We start from the raw sequence: 15,590 nt of genomic DNA, 5'->3' as shown, positions 1-15,590 counted from the left end.
GCCGCGATCTGGCACAACTGGAACACCGGCGCCCCCGTGAAACGATCACTGACCGCCTACGACCATTGACCCAAATTCACATCAGCGATCTAGGCCGGGCGCTGCACCTGCCGAGGCTCGAACGCTGGTCCGGCGCGGTGTTCGACATGCCCGACGAGCAGGCACTGTTCCTGCTCACCAACGACCCGGACATGGCGCTGCTGCACGCCGACCAGGAGGCCATCGACCACGATCTGATCGCCCGCCCGGCCCTGCGGGGCGTGCCCGTTCTGATCAACGGCGACAGCTTCGCTTACCGCGCGGCGCGGCCGAACGAGGACATGAGCAGCGGATACGAGAGCGGCGTCTACGCGCACGGTCCCTCGGCCGGAATCCTCGCCGCCCGGTACGCGGAGCTGCTGCGCCAGTGGGCGGACAAGTACCACCGCCGCGGCGCCGCCTCCATCCGGTACCTCCCCAAGGCCACCACCCCGCCGGCACCCTCGGCCGGCGTCCTGCCGAAGCGGCACGGGACCGTCGTCGTCACCTGGCCCTAGAGACCGCCGGCGCCCTCGGGGGTCGAACGACCTCCCGGGGACGCGCCGGGGAACCCCAACCGCCCCAACGAAGGAGGCACCGTTATGACCGCCCGCACTTCCACAGGCGCGACAGCACTCGCGCCACCCGCCCCTGATCAGGCCAGCGATGGCTGGGACGCCGAGTGGCTCGCCGACCTGGACGTGAGGATCGTCGAGTCTGGCGTGGCCGCCGAGCAGCTCATCCGCATGACCGACGACGGCTGCAACTCGACCTGCGGGACCGCATGCGTGAGCTGCGGCACGTAGGCGCTCCGCCGAGATCCGACGCCTGACCCGAGCGCCCGACCGGCCATCCGCTGCCCGGCCGGTCGGGCACCCCCCAAATCACGGGAGCGGCTGATGTACCGATACCTCGACTCCGCCGTGTTGCGCGCTCCAGCGTGGCCGCCGACGCAGCAGATCGCCTCGTGGCCCGACCTGACCGGCCTGGACGCCGGTCCCGCTTCCTGGCGTGCTTGGCTGGCTCGTACGTGGCAGACACCCGGGTTCGCGGCGGCCGTGGAGCAGGCCAGCCCGGACCTGGCCCGGCGAGTACGCGAGATCTGCGGTGGAGGGCGCATGTCCGACCTGGCGATGCGCCGGGCGGTGCTCTCCGTGCTGCGCTACCTGCTGCGCGCCTCGGGCCGGGCCACGCCGTTCGGCCTGTTCGCCGGCGTCGCTCCGGCGCGCATCAGTTCCGTGCCGGACCTGCCCGCGGTGTGCATCGGGGACGCGCACCGACCAAGGGCCCGGATCACTGCGGAGTGGCTCGCCGGGGTCGTCCACCGGCTGGAAGGCGAGACTGCGCTGCGGCGGCGGCTGAAGGTGACGGCCAACAACCTCGCCTTCGAGCGTGATGGCCGCCTGGTACTCGAACACCGCGCCAGCACCGAGGCCGGCGGCGCTCCAGGGCATGTGAGCGTGCGCGCCACCGGCCCCGTACGGACGGCGCTCCGGCTGGCCCGTGAGCCCCTCCTAGTGTCGGAGCTGATGACCCGGCTGTCGGTCGCCTGCCCGCGCACTGCCGAGACCACCATCGACTCGCTCGTGGCCGAGCTGGTCGCCCAACGCCTTTTGCTTACCAGCCTGCGCCCGCCCATGACGCGCTGTGATCCCCTGCGGCACCTCCTCCACGAGCTGGACGCGGCGAATGCGGACGAGATCGGCGAGGTGGCCGACATCGTGAAGGGCCTGCGCGTCATCGCCGACGACCTCGCCGCTCATGACCGGGCGCCCACGGCAGCGGCGGGCGAGCATCGAGCACGCGCGGTGGCGGCGATGGCGGGAATCCACCACACCAAGCGCCCGCCACTCTCGGTCGATCTGCACCTGGACGGGGAGGTGACGGTGCCCGCCGCGGTCGCGTCCGAGGCGGCTACGGCGGCCGCCGCGCTGGTCCGTCTTGCCCGCCGACCCGTGCTCTCCGCCGAGTGGGTGACCTGGCACGAGCGGTTCCTGGACCGGTACGGCCCACGCGCCCTGGTACCGCTCCGGGACGCCGTTGGTCCCGACATCGGGCTCGGCTACCCAGCCGGGTACGACGGCGCACCCGCGCCCGAAACGGTGATGCTGGCCGACCGCGACCGCAAGTTGCTGGCCCTGGCCCACAACGCCGCGCTACGCCGCCAGTGCGAGATCCTGCTCGATGACGACATGATCGCCGACCTCGGCGGCGTGGGCCTGGACGCGCCGGTTCAGCCCACCACAGAGCTGACCGTACGAGTAGAGGCGGCCACGCCGCAGGCGTTGGCCGAGGGCCGGTTCACGCTCGTCATCGTTGGTGCCTCGCGTGCCGTGGGCACCATCACCGGCCGGTTCCTGGACCTGTTCGACGACGGGCACATCCAGGCTTACGGGAGCCCGTCCACAGACACCCGGGACTCACTTGCCGTCCAGGTATCGGCCCCGGCACCATACGCCGTCACCGAGAATGTCGCCCGCGCCCCTCAGGTGCTGCCGGACCTGCTGCCGGTAGGCGACGCCCTCGACAATGCCGACGTGGTGGCTTTGAACGATCTGGCCGTCACTGCCGACCTGCGGGGCGTCTACCTGGTGTCGCTGTCACGCCGCCGCACCATCGAGCCGGTGATCTTCAATGCGGTCAACCTGATCCAGCACACCCACCCGCTGGTGCGGTTCCTGCTCGAAGCGCCGCATGCCCTTCGAGCACCGTGCGCCGGCTTCGATTGGGGTCCCGCCTCCGCGCTGCCGTTCGTCCCCGCGCTGCGCTACGGGCGTACGATCCTCTCGCCCGCCCGGTGGCGGCTCACCGCAGGCGACCTGCCCGCGCCCTCGGCCACCTGGGCGGAGTGGGACGCCGCCCTGACCGCCTGGCGGAAGCTGGTGGCGCTGCCAGAGACGGTCAGCCTCGGCGGCGGCGACCAGCACCTACCGATCGACCTGCGCGAGCCCGCGCACCGGGCCCTGCTGCGCGCCCAGGTGGACCGCGCCGGCACCGCCGTGCTGCGCGCCGCCCCCTCAGCGGACGCGGCCGGATGGATCGGCTGCCGCGCCCACGAGCTCGTGATCCCGCTCACCGCGACCGGCCGGCCTGCCGCGCAACCCCGTCTCCCGCGCGAGGTGGCTACTCGAGAGGACGGTTTCCTGCCCGGCCAACGCGGGCGGTTCTCGCTCAAGCTGTACGGGCACCCCGACCGGCACGACGCCATCCTCACCCGCCACCTGCCGCGCCTGATCGACGCGCTCGGCGCCGACGCCCAGTGGTGGTTCCTTCGCTACCGCGATCCCGACCACCACCTCCGCATCCGCCTTACCGTTGCCGAGAGCAGGCTCACCGACGCCACTGCCCAGGTCACCGCATGGACCGAGCAAGTCCGTCGGGCCGGGCTGACGGCGCGCGTGGAGTGGGACACCTACCTGCCGGAGACCGCCCGCTTCGGCGGTCCCGCCGCCATGGACGCGGCCGAGGCGTACTTCGCGGCCGACTCCGCCACCGCCCTCGCGCAGCTGACGGCGACCGCCTCCCGGGGAGGGCCGAACCTGCACGCGGTGACCGCCGCGAGCCTGCTCGACATCGCCGCCGCCTTCCTGGGCGACGCCGGTGCCGCGATGCACTGGCTGATCCGTCACAGCCGACCTGACGCCTTCCCACCCGACCGGATCATCTACGACCAGGCCGTACGCCTGGCCCAGCCGGGCGACCATGCAGCCCTGGCCGAACACCCGGCGGGCGAGCAGATCATTTCCTGCTGGGCCAGGCGACGGCAGACACTCGCCGCCTACCGCGACGCGCTGGAAGAGGCCGGCACGCTGCCCTCGGCCGTCGTACTGCCCGATCTGCTGCACCTGCACCACGTCCGCATGGCCGGGCTCTCCCCGGCCGACGAGCGGGGCTGCCTGCACCTGGCCCGCGCCGCCGCGCTGAGCTGGACCAGCCGCCCCAGGAGACGCCGACCATGAACGAGCCCCGCGCGAGCGCGCTGGCCATGGCACAGTCCATCGCCGCGACACTCGCCGATCCCCTGCCGTGGACAGCCGAACCACCGGGCAACGGCCTGGGCTGGCCCCAATCGCTGTGGTCCGGCGCGGCCGGGGTCGCCCTGCTGCACATCGAGCTTGCCCGCTCTGGGCTCGGCGACCCCGCCACGGCGCACGCTTGGCTGGAGGTGGCCGCCTCCGGGGTGTTGACGGGGGCACCGAACGCGAGCCTGTTCTTCGGCGCTCCCGCGCTGGCCTTCATCACGCATGCCGCCGCAGGCGCCTCACGCCGCTACCGGGGCACGCTCAAGCGCCTGGACGACACGGTCACAGCGATCACCCGCACCCGTCTGGCCGAGGCGCATGCCCGCATCGACCGTGGCGAGCAGCCCCAGATGAAGGAGTTCGACCTGGTCCGCGGCCTGGCCGGCCTGGGTTCCTACCACCTCAGCCGCCGCCCGGACCAGCCCGTCATGGCCGAGGTGCTGTCCTATCTGGTGCGCCTGACCGAACCACTGCCCACAGGCGGCGAGCTGCCGCCGTGGTGGACGACCGTCGCGCCCAACGGGGAGCCCAGCGCGGACTACCCGCACGGGCACGGCAACCTGGGCATGTCCCACGGCATCGCCTCCGCCGTGGCTCTCCTGTCCCTGGCCGTGCTGCGCGACGTCGGCGTGGCCGGCGCGAAAGAGGCGATCGAACGCATCTGCGCCTGGACCGATACCTGGCGGCAGGACGACGCGGGCGCGTGGTGGCCGGGCACGCTCACCATCGAGCAGGTGCGCGAACAGCGCATCGACCCGTCGCAGCGGCCCCGTCCGTCATGGTGCTACGGCATCAGCGGCATGGCCCGCGCCCAGCAACTCGCCGGCCTGGCGCTCGCGGACGAGACCCGCCAGCGGGCCGCCGAAGAGGCGATGCTGGCCACCCTGCGCGACCCGGCACAGCTCGACCAGCTCCCGGAGATCGGACTGTGCCACGGCACGGCCGGGCTGCTCCACGCCGCCTGGCGGATGACCGCCGACGCACCCACCCCTCGCATCGGCGACGAACTCCCCGCCCTCGTCGCCCGCCTGACCACACAGATCTCTCCCACCGAGCCGCAGGCCGGGCTCCTCGACGGCATGGCAGGGGCCGCACTCGCCCTGCACGCCGTCGGCACCGGCGCCGTGGCGTCGCGCTGGGACTCCGTCCTGCTCTTGGCCTGACCCTGGAGGCACCCCCGCATGGATCCCCGCCCGTGGTGGCAAGTCAACGTCGCCTTTCCCGACTGGGCCACCGCCGAGCACACCGCCGTGACCCACCTCGCCCCGCTGCTGGTCGAGGCCGAGAACGAACAGGTCATCACCGCCTGGTTCTTCCTGCGCAAGACGCCCTGCTGGCGCAACCGGTACGTGCCCACTAGCGGCCGAACCCTGGGCTACCTTCGCCACCACCTGCACAACCTCATCGGACAAGGCCACCTCGACGCCGCGATCGAGGCCATCTACGAGCCCGAAACGCACGCCTTCGGCGGCGGCCAGGCCATGGCGTGCGCCCACGACCTGTTCCACCTCGACAGCCGGCACCTGCTCACCTACCTCGCCTCCTCGCCCGGCATCGAGCACCGCCGCGAACTGTCGATCCTGCTCAGCACCGCGCTGCTGCGCTCGGCCGGGCTGGACTGGTACGAGCAGGGCGACGTGTGGGCGCGGGTGGCCGGCCACCGCGACCTCCCCGGGGCGGTCCCTCCGGACCGGCTACGCAGCCTGGAGGCCGGCCTGCGGCGGCTGATGAGTGTGGACGCCGACTCCTTGACGCGCGCCGGCGGACATCTCGCGTCCGCCTCCGAATGGGCCGAGGCGTTCGCCGCCACCGGTTACGAACTGGCCGCCCTGGCAGCTCACGGGCTGCTGAACCGCGGCCTGCGCGCCGTCCTCGCCCACCACATCGTCTTCGCGTGGAACCGGCTCGGCATGCCGTACTCCGCCCAGGCCGTCATGGCCCACGCCGCCGCACGGGTCGCGCTCGGCCCCGACCCCACGACCATCCACGATGCCGACACCGCTAGGAGCTGACCAGGATGGACGCCTTGCAGCAGGCCGCGCAGCGCTTTCCACTGATCCCGCGCCCTCGTCCGGCCTGCCTGCCGCTCGGGGCGCGCATCACCGAACTGCGTGACCTGGCCACGACCGCCGCCGAGGGCACGAGAGCCGACCGCCTGACCATCGCCGCCGAGACGCTGAACAAGGCCGCCCTGATCGCCAGCGACTGCGGCGCCGCCGCCGTGGCCCGCTCCCTGTGCTGGCGGCATTTCACCGCCTACCTGCCCGCCTGGCCCTTGGACGCGCCCCAGGCACGCCACGCCCTGGAACCGCTCGTCAACCTCGCCCGGCTCGCCATCCGCGAACGCGACGGCGCCCGCGGCTACCTCCTGCTGCACTCCCTCTTCCTCGCCGTCAGCGACGGCAGCACGGCCGACATCGACGGCCATCGCGTCCCGTTCGACGGGCTGATCGGATCCGGAAGTGATCTCCACACCGTGCGCAAGTGGCTGTGGGGCGTCTTCCTGGCCGAAGGCATCCGAGCGCTCATCAGCGCGGGCCAGTGGGACCAGGCGGTCGCCCACGCGCATCAGTACCACGGGGTCGGCCAGCGGCTCCTGGACGGCCGCCAGGCCACGATCGTCGCGCACTGCCTCGCCGGGCGCACCGAGGACGCCCTGAACCTCGTTGCCGGCAGCGCCCCCGAGCAGCCGTGGGAACGCCTGGTGGGCGGCTGTCTGGACGCCTTGTGCAACCGCGCTGTCGGGCGATCACCGGACGGCACGATCGCCCAGGTACAACACCAGTTTCTGGAGCTCGACCGCGTGCCAGGACTGTTGATCTTCCGCACGCGGCTCGGCCTGACCATCCTGGATCTGACCGCCGAAACCGGATGCCCCGTGGCCAACCGCGTGTTCACCTCCCTGATCGGCGACATCCGCGCAACCTCCGACGGCTACGCCGCCCGGGAGGTCCTGGCGCACCAGCAGGCCAGTACGCTGCTCAGCCCTGCCGAGCAGCACGAACTCACCTCGGCGGTGCAGGACACCGGGCTCGGGCTCGGCACCATCCCCGACCCATGGATGTCCAGCCTCTTCTCCGCGGTGAAGACGGGCGAGGCGGTGATAGAGGCGGCCCTGACCGTGCCCGCCCAGCCGGTCAACAGCCGTGCGTCCTCTTGAAGACCATCCCGTCCGTGGTTGCCAGCCGCTGACCCCGACCATGGCAGCCGCCCGGCACAGGCCCGAGCCGGGCGGTGTGGCCGTGGGACGGGACCGCCGGAAAGCCTGTCCCACGGCCCTGATGCCGCTCTCGGACATCCGCCGCGAAGGACAGCCATGGACTCCCTTCCGCCCCCTGACGGTGGCTTCTATGGCTGGGTACCGCCCGGTGGGTCGCCGCGCTGGCCATGGCTCGTGAAGCTGCTCCGCTACCTCATCGAGGATCCCTCTGACGGCTCATCCCAGGACGCCGACAACTCGAAGGAGCCTCGACCCCCAGCCGACAAGCAGGGGCAAGCTCAGAGGAGGGGAACCCCTAAGTCATGAAGCGTGACCGCATGCGAGCCCCCGTCGAGCTCCTCCGGACCAACCGCGACTATCGCCGGTACGCGCTGGCGCGGCTGTCCTCCACGATCGGCACCACCGTCGCGCCGCTCGGCCTGGCGTTCGCCATCATCGAGGCCGGGGGTGGTGCCGCCGCGCTCGGGTGGTGCTGATGGGCGGCCTGCTGGTGTTCATCGCGGTCACCCCGGCCGCGGGGGTGCTGGCCGACCGGCTGCCGCGCCTGTCCATCATCGTGGCCTGCCAGATCATCTGCGGGGTGTGCCAGCTCGTCGCCGGCGTGCTGGTGCTGAGGGGCGCGGCAGCGGTCTGGGCGCTGGTCGCGCTACAAATGGTCGCCGGCGCCGCCGGAGCGTTCTTCCAGCCGGCGGTCAAAGGGCTCGTCCCGCAGCTCGTCCCACCGGGGCCGATGCTGAGCCACGCCAACGCCCTGCTCCAGATCGCCAACAACGCCGTCGCCATCCTGGGGCCGGGCCTGGCCGGGCTGGTGATCGCCCTCAGCAGCCCCGGGATCATCCTCGCCTGGGACGGCGCCACCTTCCTCGCCTCCGCCGCCCTGTTTCTCACCCTGCGCCTGCCGCCCTCGCCGCGACGGGAACGGCGGCGCTTCCTGGGCGACCTGGCCGAGGGCTGGTCGGCCTTCCGCAGCCGCCGCTGGCTGTGGGTGCTGACCGTGGTGAGCGCGTTGACGTCGGCGTGCTGGGCGGCCGGCGTGAGCGTGCTCGGTCCCATCTACGCCATCCGCTACCTCGACGGCGCCGTGAGCTGGGGCCTGGTCACCTCCGCGATCGGGATCGGCCTGGCATGCGGCTCGATCACCTCGTTACTCTTCCCACCCACCCGCGTCGGCCTGCTGATGTGCCTCACCCCGATCCCCGTGGCGCTGCTCCTGATCGGCATGGCCACCGGCGCTCCCCTGCTCGCGCTCGCCGGCGCGGGCGCGCTGACCGGAGCGGGCGGGACACTCCAGTTGATCGCCTGGACCTCCTACCTCCAGGAGACCATCCCCACCGAGCAGCTCAGCCGCATCGTGGCCACGAACGCCCTGATCGCCACCCTGCTGGTGCCCGTCGCTTACGCGGTCGCCGGCCCGGCCGCCGAGCTGGTCGGCGTGCGGGCCGTCCTCGGGGGATGCGCCGTGATAGTGCTCGGTGGTGCCGTGATCGCTGCTTGCTCACGCGACGTCCGGCAACTGATTGCGAACCGCATGGACCCTGCCTAGCTCTGCCACCACCCTGGAGCTACCTTGGCCGTGGTCGCGGGCCGCCAGGTTTGGAGGCTGCAACGGTGTTGGCGGACACCCAGCCGGTAGCGCCGAGGGGGCCAGCGCCTCATCCGTCACATCCGTACTGGAGGTGCAGCCGCAGCGCAACGATCACCTCTGGTTGAAACAAGCGGATGACTCGGGGGACCGGAGCGGGCACGTCGTCGCCTGTTGCAACATCGCCACACGACGGCACCGTTCCCGCAACGCGTACTCGCGCTGCTGACCGTCAAGTGTGTCGCAAATCACAATGATCGGGGTGGTCTGCGAAAAACCCCTGATCCGATACGCGAGGTTCCGCGCCCGTCCGCACCGAGCCAACGCAGCCAACGCAGCCAACAGCGAGGGGGATCTGTGTATATCGCCAATGTCCCTCAGACGCAGGACCGCACGTCTAAGCTCTTGCCTGTCCGCTTCGCACGCGGTCCCAGCAGCAGTCCATCGGGGGGTCAGCTGCTCGATGGCGCCGGCCCCGGCACACCATCAACCAGAAAGAAGGGACAGCGTGCGCAAACGGAAAAGAACAACCGACCAGTCCAGGCGGATGGAATGGGCGCAGCTCGCAGTGCGGGCCGTGCTCATCCTCGTAGACCTGGTGGTCAACAGGATCAGGTAACCGCGCCGGTTACCTGATCCCGCAGATGGGTGACCCCCGTCAACGGCCGCTAACCTACGGCGGGGGCGCCTACTTGACAGTGAGGAACGGACCTCACCATGCTCCCTGCATCGTAGCTGCGGCTGCCAGTCAGGGCTCAGTTTTGGTTAAGTTTCGATACCCACCCCGATATTGAGAGCGAAAGCCTCGCAGGACTCTTGCCGCCTTCGAATCACTGCCTGCACGTCAAGGACCTGGTCGCGATCCCTGAAGACTTCACTTCCGCCGTCCCCATGGCGCTGCATGGTGTGTGCCGCGGCTCCTCGCGAGTCCGAGTTTTGGCCGAGTTTCGATATTCAGCCGAAACTAGTCTCCCGTTCGCGTCCGGCCGCCTGCTCTACGTTCGAGCGTCTCGGGAGCGTTGATCTTGCTCTGCCCGGGGCGGGGCTCTCACCTGCTGGGCGGCTCTGACATCGCCGGCTGCCTTCGCCGGATGGTGCGTGCCCTAACCGCGTCCACCATCTTGGCCTGCCCAGCTTCTCCGCAGGCGGCTTCTACATCGGTCTCTTCCCGCTCGGCGACGACGGCATCCCGCCGATTGCCGACGCTCCTCATCTCGCAGTCCTAGCGGATGCAGCCGCGAAGTCTAGCGGCTCAGCTAGCGAAGAAACTCAGCCTGACCTGTGGCCTAGCGTTCTAGCGACCCCACGCGAACGCCCCTGGTATTGGCTCCAGGGGCGTTCGAAGAGGTGATCGGGATGCTAGGCCTGGGCCTTCCGCTTGCCGTACGCGTCGGCGACGTCGCCTCGATTGAAGCCCTTGCGGTTGCGGCCCTTACCGGCGGAGTCGCGGCCCCACGTGTCCTCCGTACGGACGCCGTACTCCTTCAAGCGGGCGGTCAGTGTGGCGGTCTTAGCGTCGTCCTCCAGGTCCGCCCACTGGCCGTAGGCATCCGGCCGGAACTCGGCCAGCCGGTCCACCACCGTGCTATTCCAGATCTTGTCCTCCTTGGCCGTGGTAACGGTCATGATGTCGACCAGCAAGTCGTAGGAGACCCGCTGCGGCCCTTCCTGGCCGATCGCCTGCCCGGACAGCGTCCCAGCCGTCTGGCGCAGGTGGTGAGCGCGCTCGGCGATCAATTCGGAGGTGGGGCCGTCCAGGTACGCGGACCGGACGATGAGCGGGTCTTCGGCGATGCCGACCGCCCAGGAGATCCCCTTGTCGTTGAGGGTGAACATGGTGGCCTTGACCCCGGCCTGGTGCATGCCGGTGCCGAGGATCATGTCGTTCTCCTGCCAGCCCATCACCCGCAGGCAGATCCGGATACCGGCGTTCGCCGAGATGGCCTTGGGCAGGCTGTCCTTGTCTGGACGCTGGGTGGCCAGAACGAGGATGATGCCCAGGGCCGGGCCACGCTTAATGATCGCGGTGGCGTACTTCGCGGCTTCCTCGCCGTACTCGTCGTCGGCGAACAGCTCTTGGCACTCGTCGATCGCCACCACCATCGGGTGCAGGCCGAGCTCACGCCGCGCGGCCAGCTCAGGGGTGACCTTGAACTCGGGCGCCTGATGGCGCGGCATGCCGTCGATGACCTCCGCGCGGCGGTCCAACTCGGCGTACACCTCGGCCAGCGAGGCGACGCAGGCGGCCTTGGCGGAGTCGGTGGCGCCCTTGGCGTAATGGTGGGCCACCTTCTCCAGCGCCGACAGATCCCCGGTGCCCTTCAGCTCGAACAGCCGCAGCTCGGCCAGCGGGTCCAGCGCGCATGCCAGCAGCAGCACCCGCAGTGCGAACGTCTTGCCGTAGCGCGGCATCGAGCCGATGAGCACGTTGGCGAACATGAGCAGAATCGAGATCGGCCGACCGCGCTGATCGTTGCCGTACGGGACGGGCTCGAACAGGCTGACCTGTCCTGACTTGGCCAGCGGCCAGGCGGGCTGCGGAGCCTTGCGCATTTCCTGGTCGCCGACCCACAGCACCAGGCGGCCGGGGTGCTCCTCCGAGACCGGTTCGGGCCACACGCAGCCGAGCGCGCGACGCAGGCCGGAGGCGAGCTTGTCACGCTTCTCCAGCACGTCGGACACGGTCACGCCGAGCGGCAGATCGACCTCGGCCCGCCAGCCCGGCCCTTCGCGCATGATCGGCGCCGGGAAGGTGATGCCGCGCCCGTTCTTGCCGAGCGCCTGGTTGATGGCCGAGATGCCGAGCGAGCCGAACGCGTCCAGCACCTGGTCACTGGTCAGCTTGCGCACCCGGGTGGGGATGACCGCCCGGTCCAGCAGCGGCTGGTCGGCAGGGGTGCCAAGCACGCCCGCCACACCGATGAGCACGCCGAGGATCGCCCACTGCACCCACGTGGGTGCGGCCACGGCGACGAAGATGCCGACCAGGACCGCCGTGATCGCGCCGACGAGGAACATCCACAGGCGGGCCTTGACCCGGTCGTCGCGCTGCCGCGACAGGGCCAGGTACTCCGCCGTTTCCTTCGTGGCCGCCGCACGCCGCACCGGGCGGCCTTCCAGGTCGAACAGCCACCGCACCAGCGCCACCAGGAGCCGCCAGGCGCCGGCCGGGGAGCGGCCCGCGAGCATGGCGGCGTACTTCGGCGTGCGCAGCGCGTGGTAGGCCAGCACGTAGCCGGTGTGCTCGGCCTGCCACTTGAGCACCTGCAAGGCATCCGCCCGCGACCGCAGCCACAGCGGCACCAGCGGCTGCCGCTCCTGGCGGCGCGCGGCCAGCTCGGCGAGCAAGTCTGTCGGTTCGGGCCAGTGCGCCTGATCAACGAGAACCACGGCCCCCTCAAGAACGCTGTCACTCTCCTCCGGGGCCTCCCGGGCAGCCTTCTTCGGCGTAGTCCCAGCGGCGATGCGCACGTGCTCGTCCTGGGCCTGGAGAGCGATCACCTTGCGGTCGATCATCTCTTCCGTGGGGGTCATGCCTGCACCTCCGTCCGGGTGACGAGCGAGCCGAGGATCTCGGTGTGCACGGCGAGCGCCTCGACGACGACCCGCGTCCCGGCGACCGCGTGCCCGACCAGACGGCACAGATCGGCCAGGATGAGCAGCGCGACCACCACGAGGACACGCACCGCCGTGAAGACGGTGCGCCCCCATCCGGCGCGCCCCATGGCCGCCCACATCTGCCCGACACTCAGGGCCTCCGCGTCCGCCTCCCGGGTGGCGCACAGCAGGAACACGAACACGCCTATGGCGGGAATCAGGAAGTTCGTCATCACGCCGCCTCCGCCTGGCTGGTGCCGGTCGGCTGCACGCCGCTCAGCGATGGCGGAGCGGCCTCGGAGCCGGGTGCCTCGGTCGCCTTGGTTTCGGCGGCCTGCGCCCGCTCCCGATCCACCTCGGCGATGATGTCCTCGGCCTCGCGCTGCTCCAGCCCCCACCTGTTCATCAGCGGACGACGGCCGATGCGCTGCTTGCCCTCGCTGAGGCTGTCGAGGTAGGCCAGCCGCGCAGCCTCGTACCGGTCGGTGGGCAGCACCGGCACCTCGCGTTCCACCTCGACGAGGGTCTCGATGGGCTGGCACACGTGCTCCTCCGCTGGCTCCTCGACCGACGGCCGGCGGGTGTTGCGGACGATCCACATCAGCAGCTCGTACGCACCCGCGAACGCCAGCGGCGCCAGGGCGCTGACCAGGCGTGACCCGAGCCCGCCGGACCAGCCGTGCGCCACGTTCGCCGCCAGGGTCACCGCACCGCCCAGGGCGAGCGCGACCCACGCCAGCACTGGCACCCGGATGCGGCGGCGCGAGCAGTAGACCATCACCAGCGACGCCATGACGATCACGCCGTCCGACATGGCCGGGTAGAGGACGGCCATGTCGTGCCGCTCCCCGAGGGTGATGGCCAGGCCGTAGAAGTGGTGGTACGAAACGTAGGCCGCAGCGGCGGCGACGGCCAGCAGCACGGCCACCGCAAAGCCGAGGATGACCCGGTCTCCGAGTTGGCCCACGCCAGTGTCCACGGGGTGCTCAGTGACCGGCACTGAACGATGGCGGCGGTAACGGAAAGGATTGGGGAAGACGCGCTTCGGCAGGATCTCGTCGACCGGATTCGCGCGCTCGATGATCGTGGCTGTGGAAGGGTGGGGGCTCATGGCCTGGCTCCTGGTGTAGTCAGGTTGCTGGGTCACAGGCCGGGGGTCGGTGTTGGAGTCACCGAGCCCCGGCCGCTTGCTACTTACTTGCGGAAGGGACCGCGGCGACCCGACTCAGGCGCGCGGTTACGTGTTATCGGACTACCTGGACACGGCCCTGCCTCCAGCGCGGCGACCGGCTGGAGAGGGAAGCGGCATCCAGGAGGGGCTTCCGGCTCCCTATGCGCCTGTTCCGTCTCTGTTCCGCTGGAGCACCAGAAAGGCGGCAGAACGACACGAAACGACGAAAGGCAAAATGCCAGCGTAAATGGGATGGGGGGGAGAAGTGCAAGGTCACAGAGTGGCAGCGTCTGAGCCCGGCCTACAGGCCGGCTCGTCTCTCACCTCCCAGTTCCTGGGCCTCGCGGCCGTGCACGATCAGGGCGTACAGCACCAGTACGTCCACCGCGATGACCGCGAGCGACCACCACGGGTTGACCGCGATCCAGGTCAGCTGCGTCATCGCGTTGATCATGACGAGAACCACCGCCACGACGCGGGCCCAGGTCTGCCCCACGCTCACCGCGATACCGGTCAGGAGCAGGACGATCCCGAACAACAGGTGGATCCAGCCCCAAGTGCCGACGTTGAAGAACAGCAGGCGGGATGGTGTGCGGACGAACAGCCCGCTGTTGATCACCGCGTAGAGACCGGTGATGATGTTGAACACCCCGGCCATGATCATGAGCATGCCGGCGAACCATACCCAGCCCACCCAGCCCGTGACGGGCCTGCTCTGGTACGTCATGTCGAACCCTCCCCCGTGAGTTCACGTACACCGGCAGTCACCTGCCCGTCGAACTGAGCTGTATGCGTCTTCCCAGCTCACGAGGTTTCGACGACGCGCCAGGAGGCCGACGGCGAGCGCCGGAAGCCCAGCCGCCTCCGGCGCCGCCTGACGGCCTCGGCCGGGCCCGTGGCGGCGCTTCCGCCGAAATCCGGCCCTGGCGACGCTTGTGGGCTCAGGAGGAGCGGGCGTCCCAGGCGGCGAGGATGGCGGCCTCCTTCTCCGGGGCCATCCCGTGGACCATCCTTCGCCCGTAGGAACGCTGCTCCTCCGGGATCTCCCGCAACCACGCCCACGTGTCACGCACGGTCTCCGCGACCGGACGCGCCCGCAGCCCCGCCGCCTCGGCCTTGCCCGTAGGCACGCTCCAGAAGTTGTCGTTCTCCTCGGACGGCGGCCCGCCCCACAGCGGCAGCTCCACGAACGCCCCGGCCCCCTGCTCGACCAGGAACTCCGCGTCCATCCACACGAACTCCGCGTCGGACCCGGTGACCTGCTTGCACAGCTCCAGCCACTCGCCGTAGGTGGTGTTGCCTGCCGGACCGGTCACCGCGAACCGGCCGGCGACGCCCCGCTCGGCCTGGTCGAGGGTGAAGATGGCGACGTCGCGGGCGTCGATGAGCTGCATCGGCGCGGCGGGATCGCCCGGCGCCAGCACCCGGCCACCCCGCGAGATGCGGGTCAGCCACCAGGGCAGCCGGGCCACGTTCTCGTAGGGGCCGAGGATCAGCCCAGGCTGGATGATCAGCGCGTTGCCGTCGAACCCCTGCTCGACCGCCCGCTCGCACCCGGCCTTCAGCACGCCGTAGTCGCCGTCGTCGGGACCGGCGTCGGGCTCGCACGGCCATCCGCCGGTGTCCTCGGTCGCGGCCTTGGCGGGGAACCCGTCGAGGGCCGAGACGCTGGAGATGAACGCGTACGTCGCCGCCCGGCCCGACAACGCCCGCACCGACTCGCCCACCACCCGCGGCACATACCCGGACGTGTCCACCACAAAGTCCCACGACCGGCCGTCGGCCAGCCGCTCCAGATCGGCGACGGACTCCCGGTCGCCGCGCACGGCCTCGACGCCCGGCACGTCGCCGCCGCTCTGCCCTCTGTTGAACGTCGTGACCTCATGGCCACGCGCCAACGCCTCCTCCGCGATGGCGCGCCCCAGGAATCCTGTGCCGCCGATGAGCAAAATCTTCATGAACCCATCTTCCGCGCCCGGC

13 protein-coding genes are annotated in these 15,590 nt (G+C 70.6%); 8 read left to right on the top strand and 5 right to left on the bottom strand.

From position 1 onward, the window contains the following. The first annotated feature begins 65 nt into the window (after positions 1–65). The 8 genes from ACFYYW_RS38770 (at position 66) to ACFYYW_RS38735 (ending at position 8,803) form a co-directional block, all read left to right on the top strand. The gene (locus ACFYYW_RS38770) at positions 66–536 is read left to right on the top strand and encodes a hypothetical protein (RefSeq protein WP_387656859.1); all 471 of its coding nucleotides are present in this window, start codon (positions 66–68) and stop codon (positions 534–536) included. 84 nt (positions 537–620) lie between these two features. After that, positions 621–824, top strand: coding sequence for an FxLD family lanthipeptide (locus ACFYYW_RS38765; RefSeq protein WP_387656857.1), 204 nt, complete (start codon positions 621–623; stop codon positions 822–824). 93 nt (positions 825–917) lie between these two features. After that, positions 918–3,977: a lantibiotic dehydratase gene (locus ACFYYW_RS38760; protein WP_387656855.1), complete on the top strand. Its 3,060-nt coding sequence runs from the start codon at positions 918–920 to the stop codon at positions 3,975–3,977. Next, on the top strand, positions 3,974–5,203 hold the full coding sequence (locus ACFYYW_RS38755) for a lanthionine synthetase C family protein (RefSeq protein WP_387656853.1): 1,230 nt from the start codon (positions 3,974–3,976) through the stop codon (positions 5,201–5,203). The genes ACFYYW_RS38760 and ACFYYW_RS38755 overlap by 4 nt, the downstream gene beginning before the upstream one ends. A gap of 18 nt (positions 5,204–5,221) precedes the next feature. Continuing rightward, the gene (locus tag ACFYYW_RS38750; protein ID WP_387656850.1) at positions 5,222–6,052 is read left to right on the top strand and encodes a thiopeptide-type bacteriocin biosynthesis protein; all 831 of its coding nucleotides are present in this window, start codon (positions 5,222–5,224) and stop codon (positions 6,050–6,052) included. 14 nt (positions 6,053–6,066) lie between these two features. Further along, on the top strand, positions 6,067–7,200 hold the full coding sequence (locus tag ACFYYW_RS38745; protein WP_387656847.1) for a hypothetical protein: 1,134 nt from the start codon (positions 6,067–6,069) through the stop codon (positions 7,198–7,200). Between the two features lie 377 nt (positions 7,201–7,577). Beyond that, positions 7,578–7,736, top strand: coding sequence for a hypothetical protein (locus ACFYYW_RS38740; RefSeq protein ID WP_387656844.1), 159 nt, complete (start codon positions 7,578–7,580; stop codon positions 7,734–7,736). Further along, the gene (locus ACFYYW_RS38735; RefSeq protein WP_387656841.1) at positions 7,736–8,803 is read left to right on the top strand and encodes an MFS transporter; all 1,068 of its coding nucleotides are present in this window, start codon (positions 7,736–7,738) and stop codon (positions 8,801–8,803) included. Before ACFYYW_RS38740 ends, ACFYYW_RS38735 begins: the two co-directional genes overlap by 1 nt. 1,398 nt (positions 8,804–10,201) lie before the next feature. Here the strand turns inward: ACFYYW_RS38735 and ACFYYW_RS38730 are convergent. The 5 genes from ACFYYW_RS38730 to ACFYYW_RS38710 form a co-directional block, all read right to left on the bottom strand. After that, positions 10,202–12,376 (bottom strand): FtsK/SpoIIIE domain-containing protein, encoded by a 2,175-nt coding sequence (locus ACFYYW_RS38730; protein ID WP_387656838.1) that lies wholly within the window; start codon positions 12,374–12,376, stop codon positions 10,202–10,204. Beyond that, a complete protein-coding gene (locus tag ACFYYW_RS38725; RefSeq protein ID WP_387656835.1) occupies positions 12,373–12,672 on the bottom strand; it encodes a hypothetical protein in 300 nt (99 codons plus the stop codon). Before ACFYYW_RS38725 ends, ACFYYW_RS38730 begins: the two co-directional genes overlap by 4 nt. Beyond that, positions 12,672–13,406 carry a DUF2637 domain-containing protein gene (locus ACFYYW_RS38720; RefSeq protein WP_387656832.1) on the bottom strand — a complete coding sequence of 245 codons (735 nt, stop codon included), beginning with the start codon at positions 13,404–13,406 and terminating at the stop codon, positions 12,672–12,674. The genes ACFYYW_RS38725 and ACFYYW_RS38720 overlap by 1 nt, the downstream gene beginning before the upstream one ends. A 505-nt stretch (positions 13,407–13,911) precedes the next feature. Continuing rightward, positions 13,912–14,337 (bottom strand): hypothetical protein, encoded by a 426-nt coding sequence (locus tag ACFYYW_RS38715; RefSeq protein WP_387656829.1) that lies wholly within the window; start codon positions 14,335–14,337, stop codon positions 13,912–13,914. Positions 14,338–14,551: 214 nt separating this feature from the next. Further along, entirely contained in the window at positions 14,552–15,568 is a 1,017-nt protein-coding gene (locus ACFYYW_RS38710; RefSeq protein WP_352324258.1) for an NAD-dependent epimerase/dehydratase family protein, read from the bottom strand. Between the last annotated feature and the right edge of the window lie 22 nt (positions 15,569–15,590).

Origin of the sequence: Nonomuraea sp. NPDC001831, assembly GCF_042892035.1 — a bacterium.
Taxonomy (GTDB): domain Bacteria; phylum Actinomycetota; class Actinomycetes; order Streptosporangiales; family Streptosporangiaceae; genus Nonomuraea.
Note: the sequence above shows the minus strand (reverse complement) of the source record. Positions and strands in the feature narration are given on the sequence as shown.

What these genes read in the sequence shown, in the direction of transcription:
- ACFYYW_RS38715 (WP_387656829.1), bottom strand. Translation starts at nt 14,337, where the DNA reads ATGACGTACCAGAGCAGGCCCGTCACGGGCTGGGTGGGCTGGGTATGG.
- ACFYYW_RS38725 (WP_387656835.1), bottom strand. Translation starts at nt 12,672, where the DNA reads ATGACGAACTTCCTGATTCCCGCCATAGGCGTGTTCGTGTTCCTGCTG.
- ACFYYW_RS38740 (WP_387656844.1), top strand. Translation starts at nt 7,578, where the DNA reads ATGCGAGCCCCCGTCGAGCTCCTCCGGACCAACCGCGACTATCGCCGG.
- ACFYYW_RS38765 (WP_387656857.1), top strand. Translation starts at nt 621, where the DNA reads ATGACCGCCCGCACTTCCACAGGCGCGACAGCACTCGCGCCACCCGCC.
- ACFYYW_RS38750 (WP_387656850.1), top strand. Translation starts at nt 5,222, where the DNA reads ATGGATCCCCGCCCGTGGTGGCAAGTCAACGTCGCCTTTCCCGACTGG.
- ACFYYW_RS38730 (WP_387656838.1), bottom strand. Translation starts at nt 12,376, where the DNA reads ATGACCCCCACGGAAGAGATGATCGACCGCAAGGTGATCGCTCTCCAG.
- ACFYYW_RS38755 (WP_387656853.1), top strand. Translation starts at nt 3,974, where the DNA reads ATGAACGAGCCCCGCGCGAGCGCGCTGGCCATGGCACAGTCCATCGCC.
- ACFYYW_RS38760 (WP_387656855.1), top strand. Translation starts at nt 918, where the DNA reads ATGTACCGATACCTCGACTCCGCCGTGTTGCGCGCTCCAGCGTGGCCG.
- ACFYYW_RS38710 (WP_352324258.1), bottom strand. Translation starts at nt 15,568, where the DNA reads ATGAAGATTTTGCTCATCGGCGGCACAGGATTCCTGGGGCGCGCCATC.
- ACFYYW_RS38735 (WP_387656841.1), top strand. Translation starts at nt 7,736, where the DNA reads ATGGGCGGCCTGCTGGTGTTCATCGCGGTCACCCCGGCCGCGGGGGTG.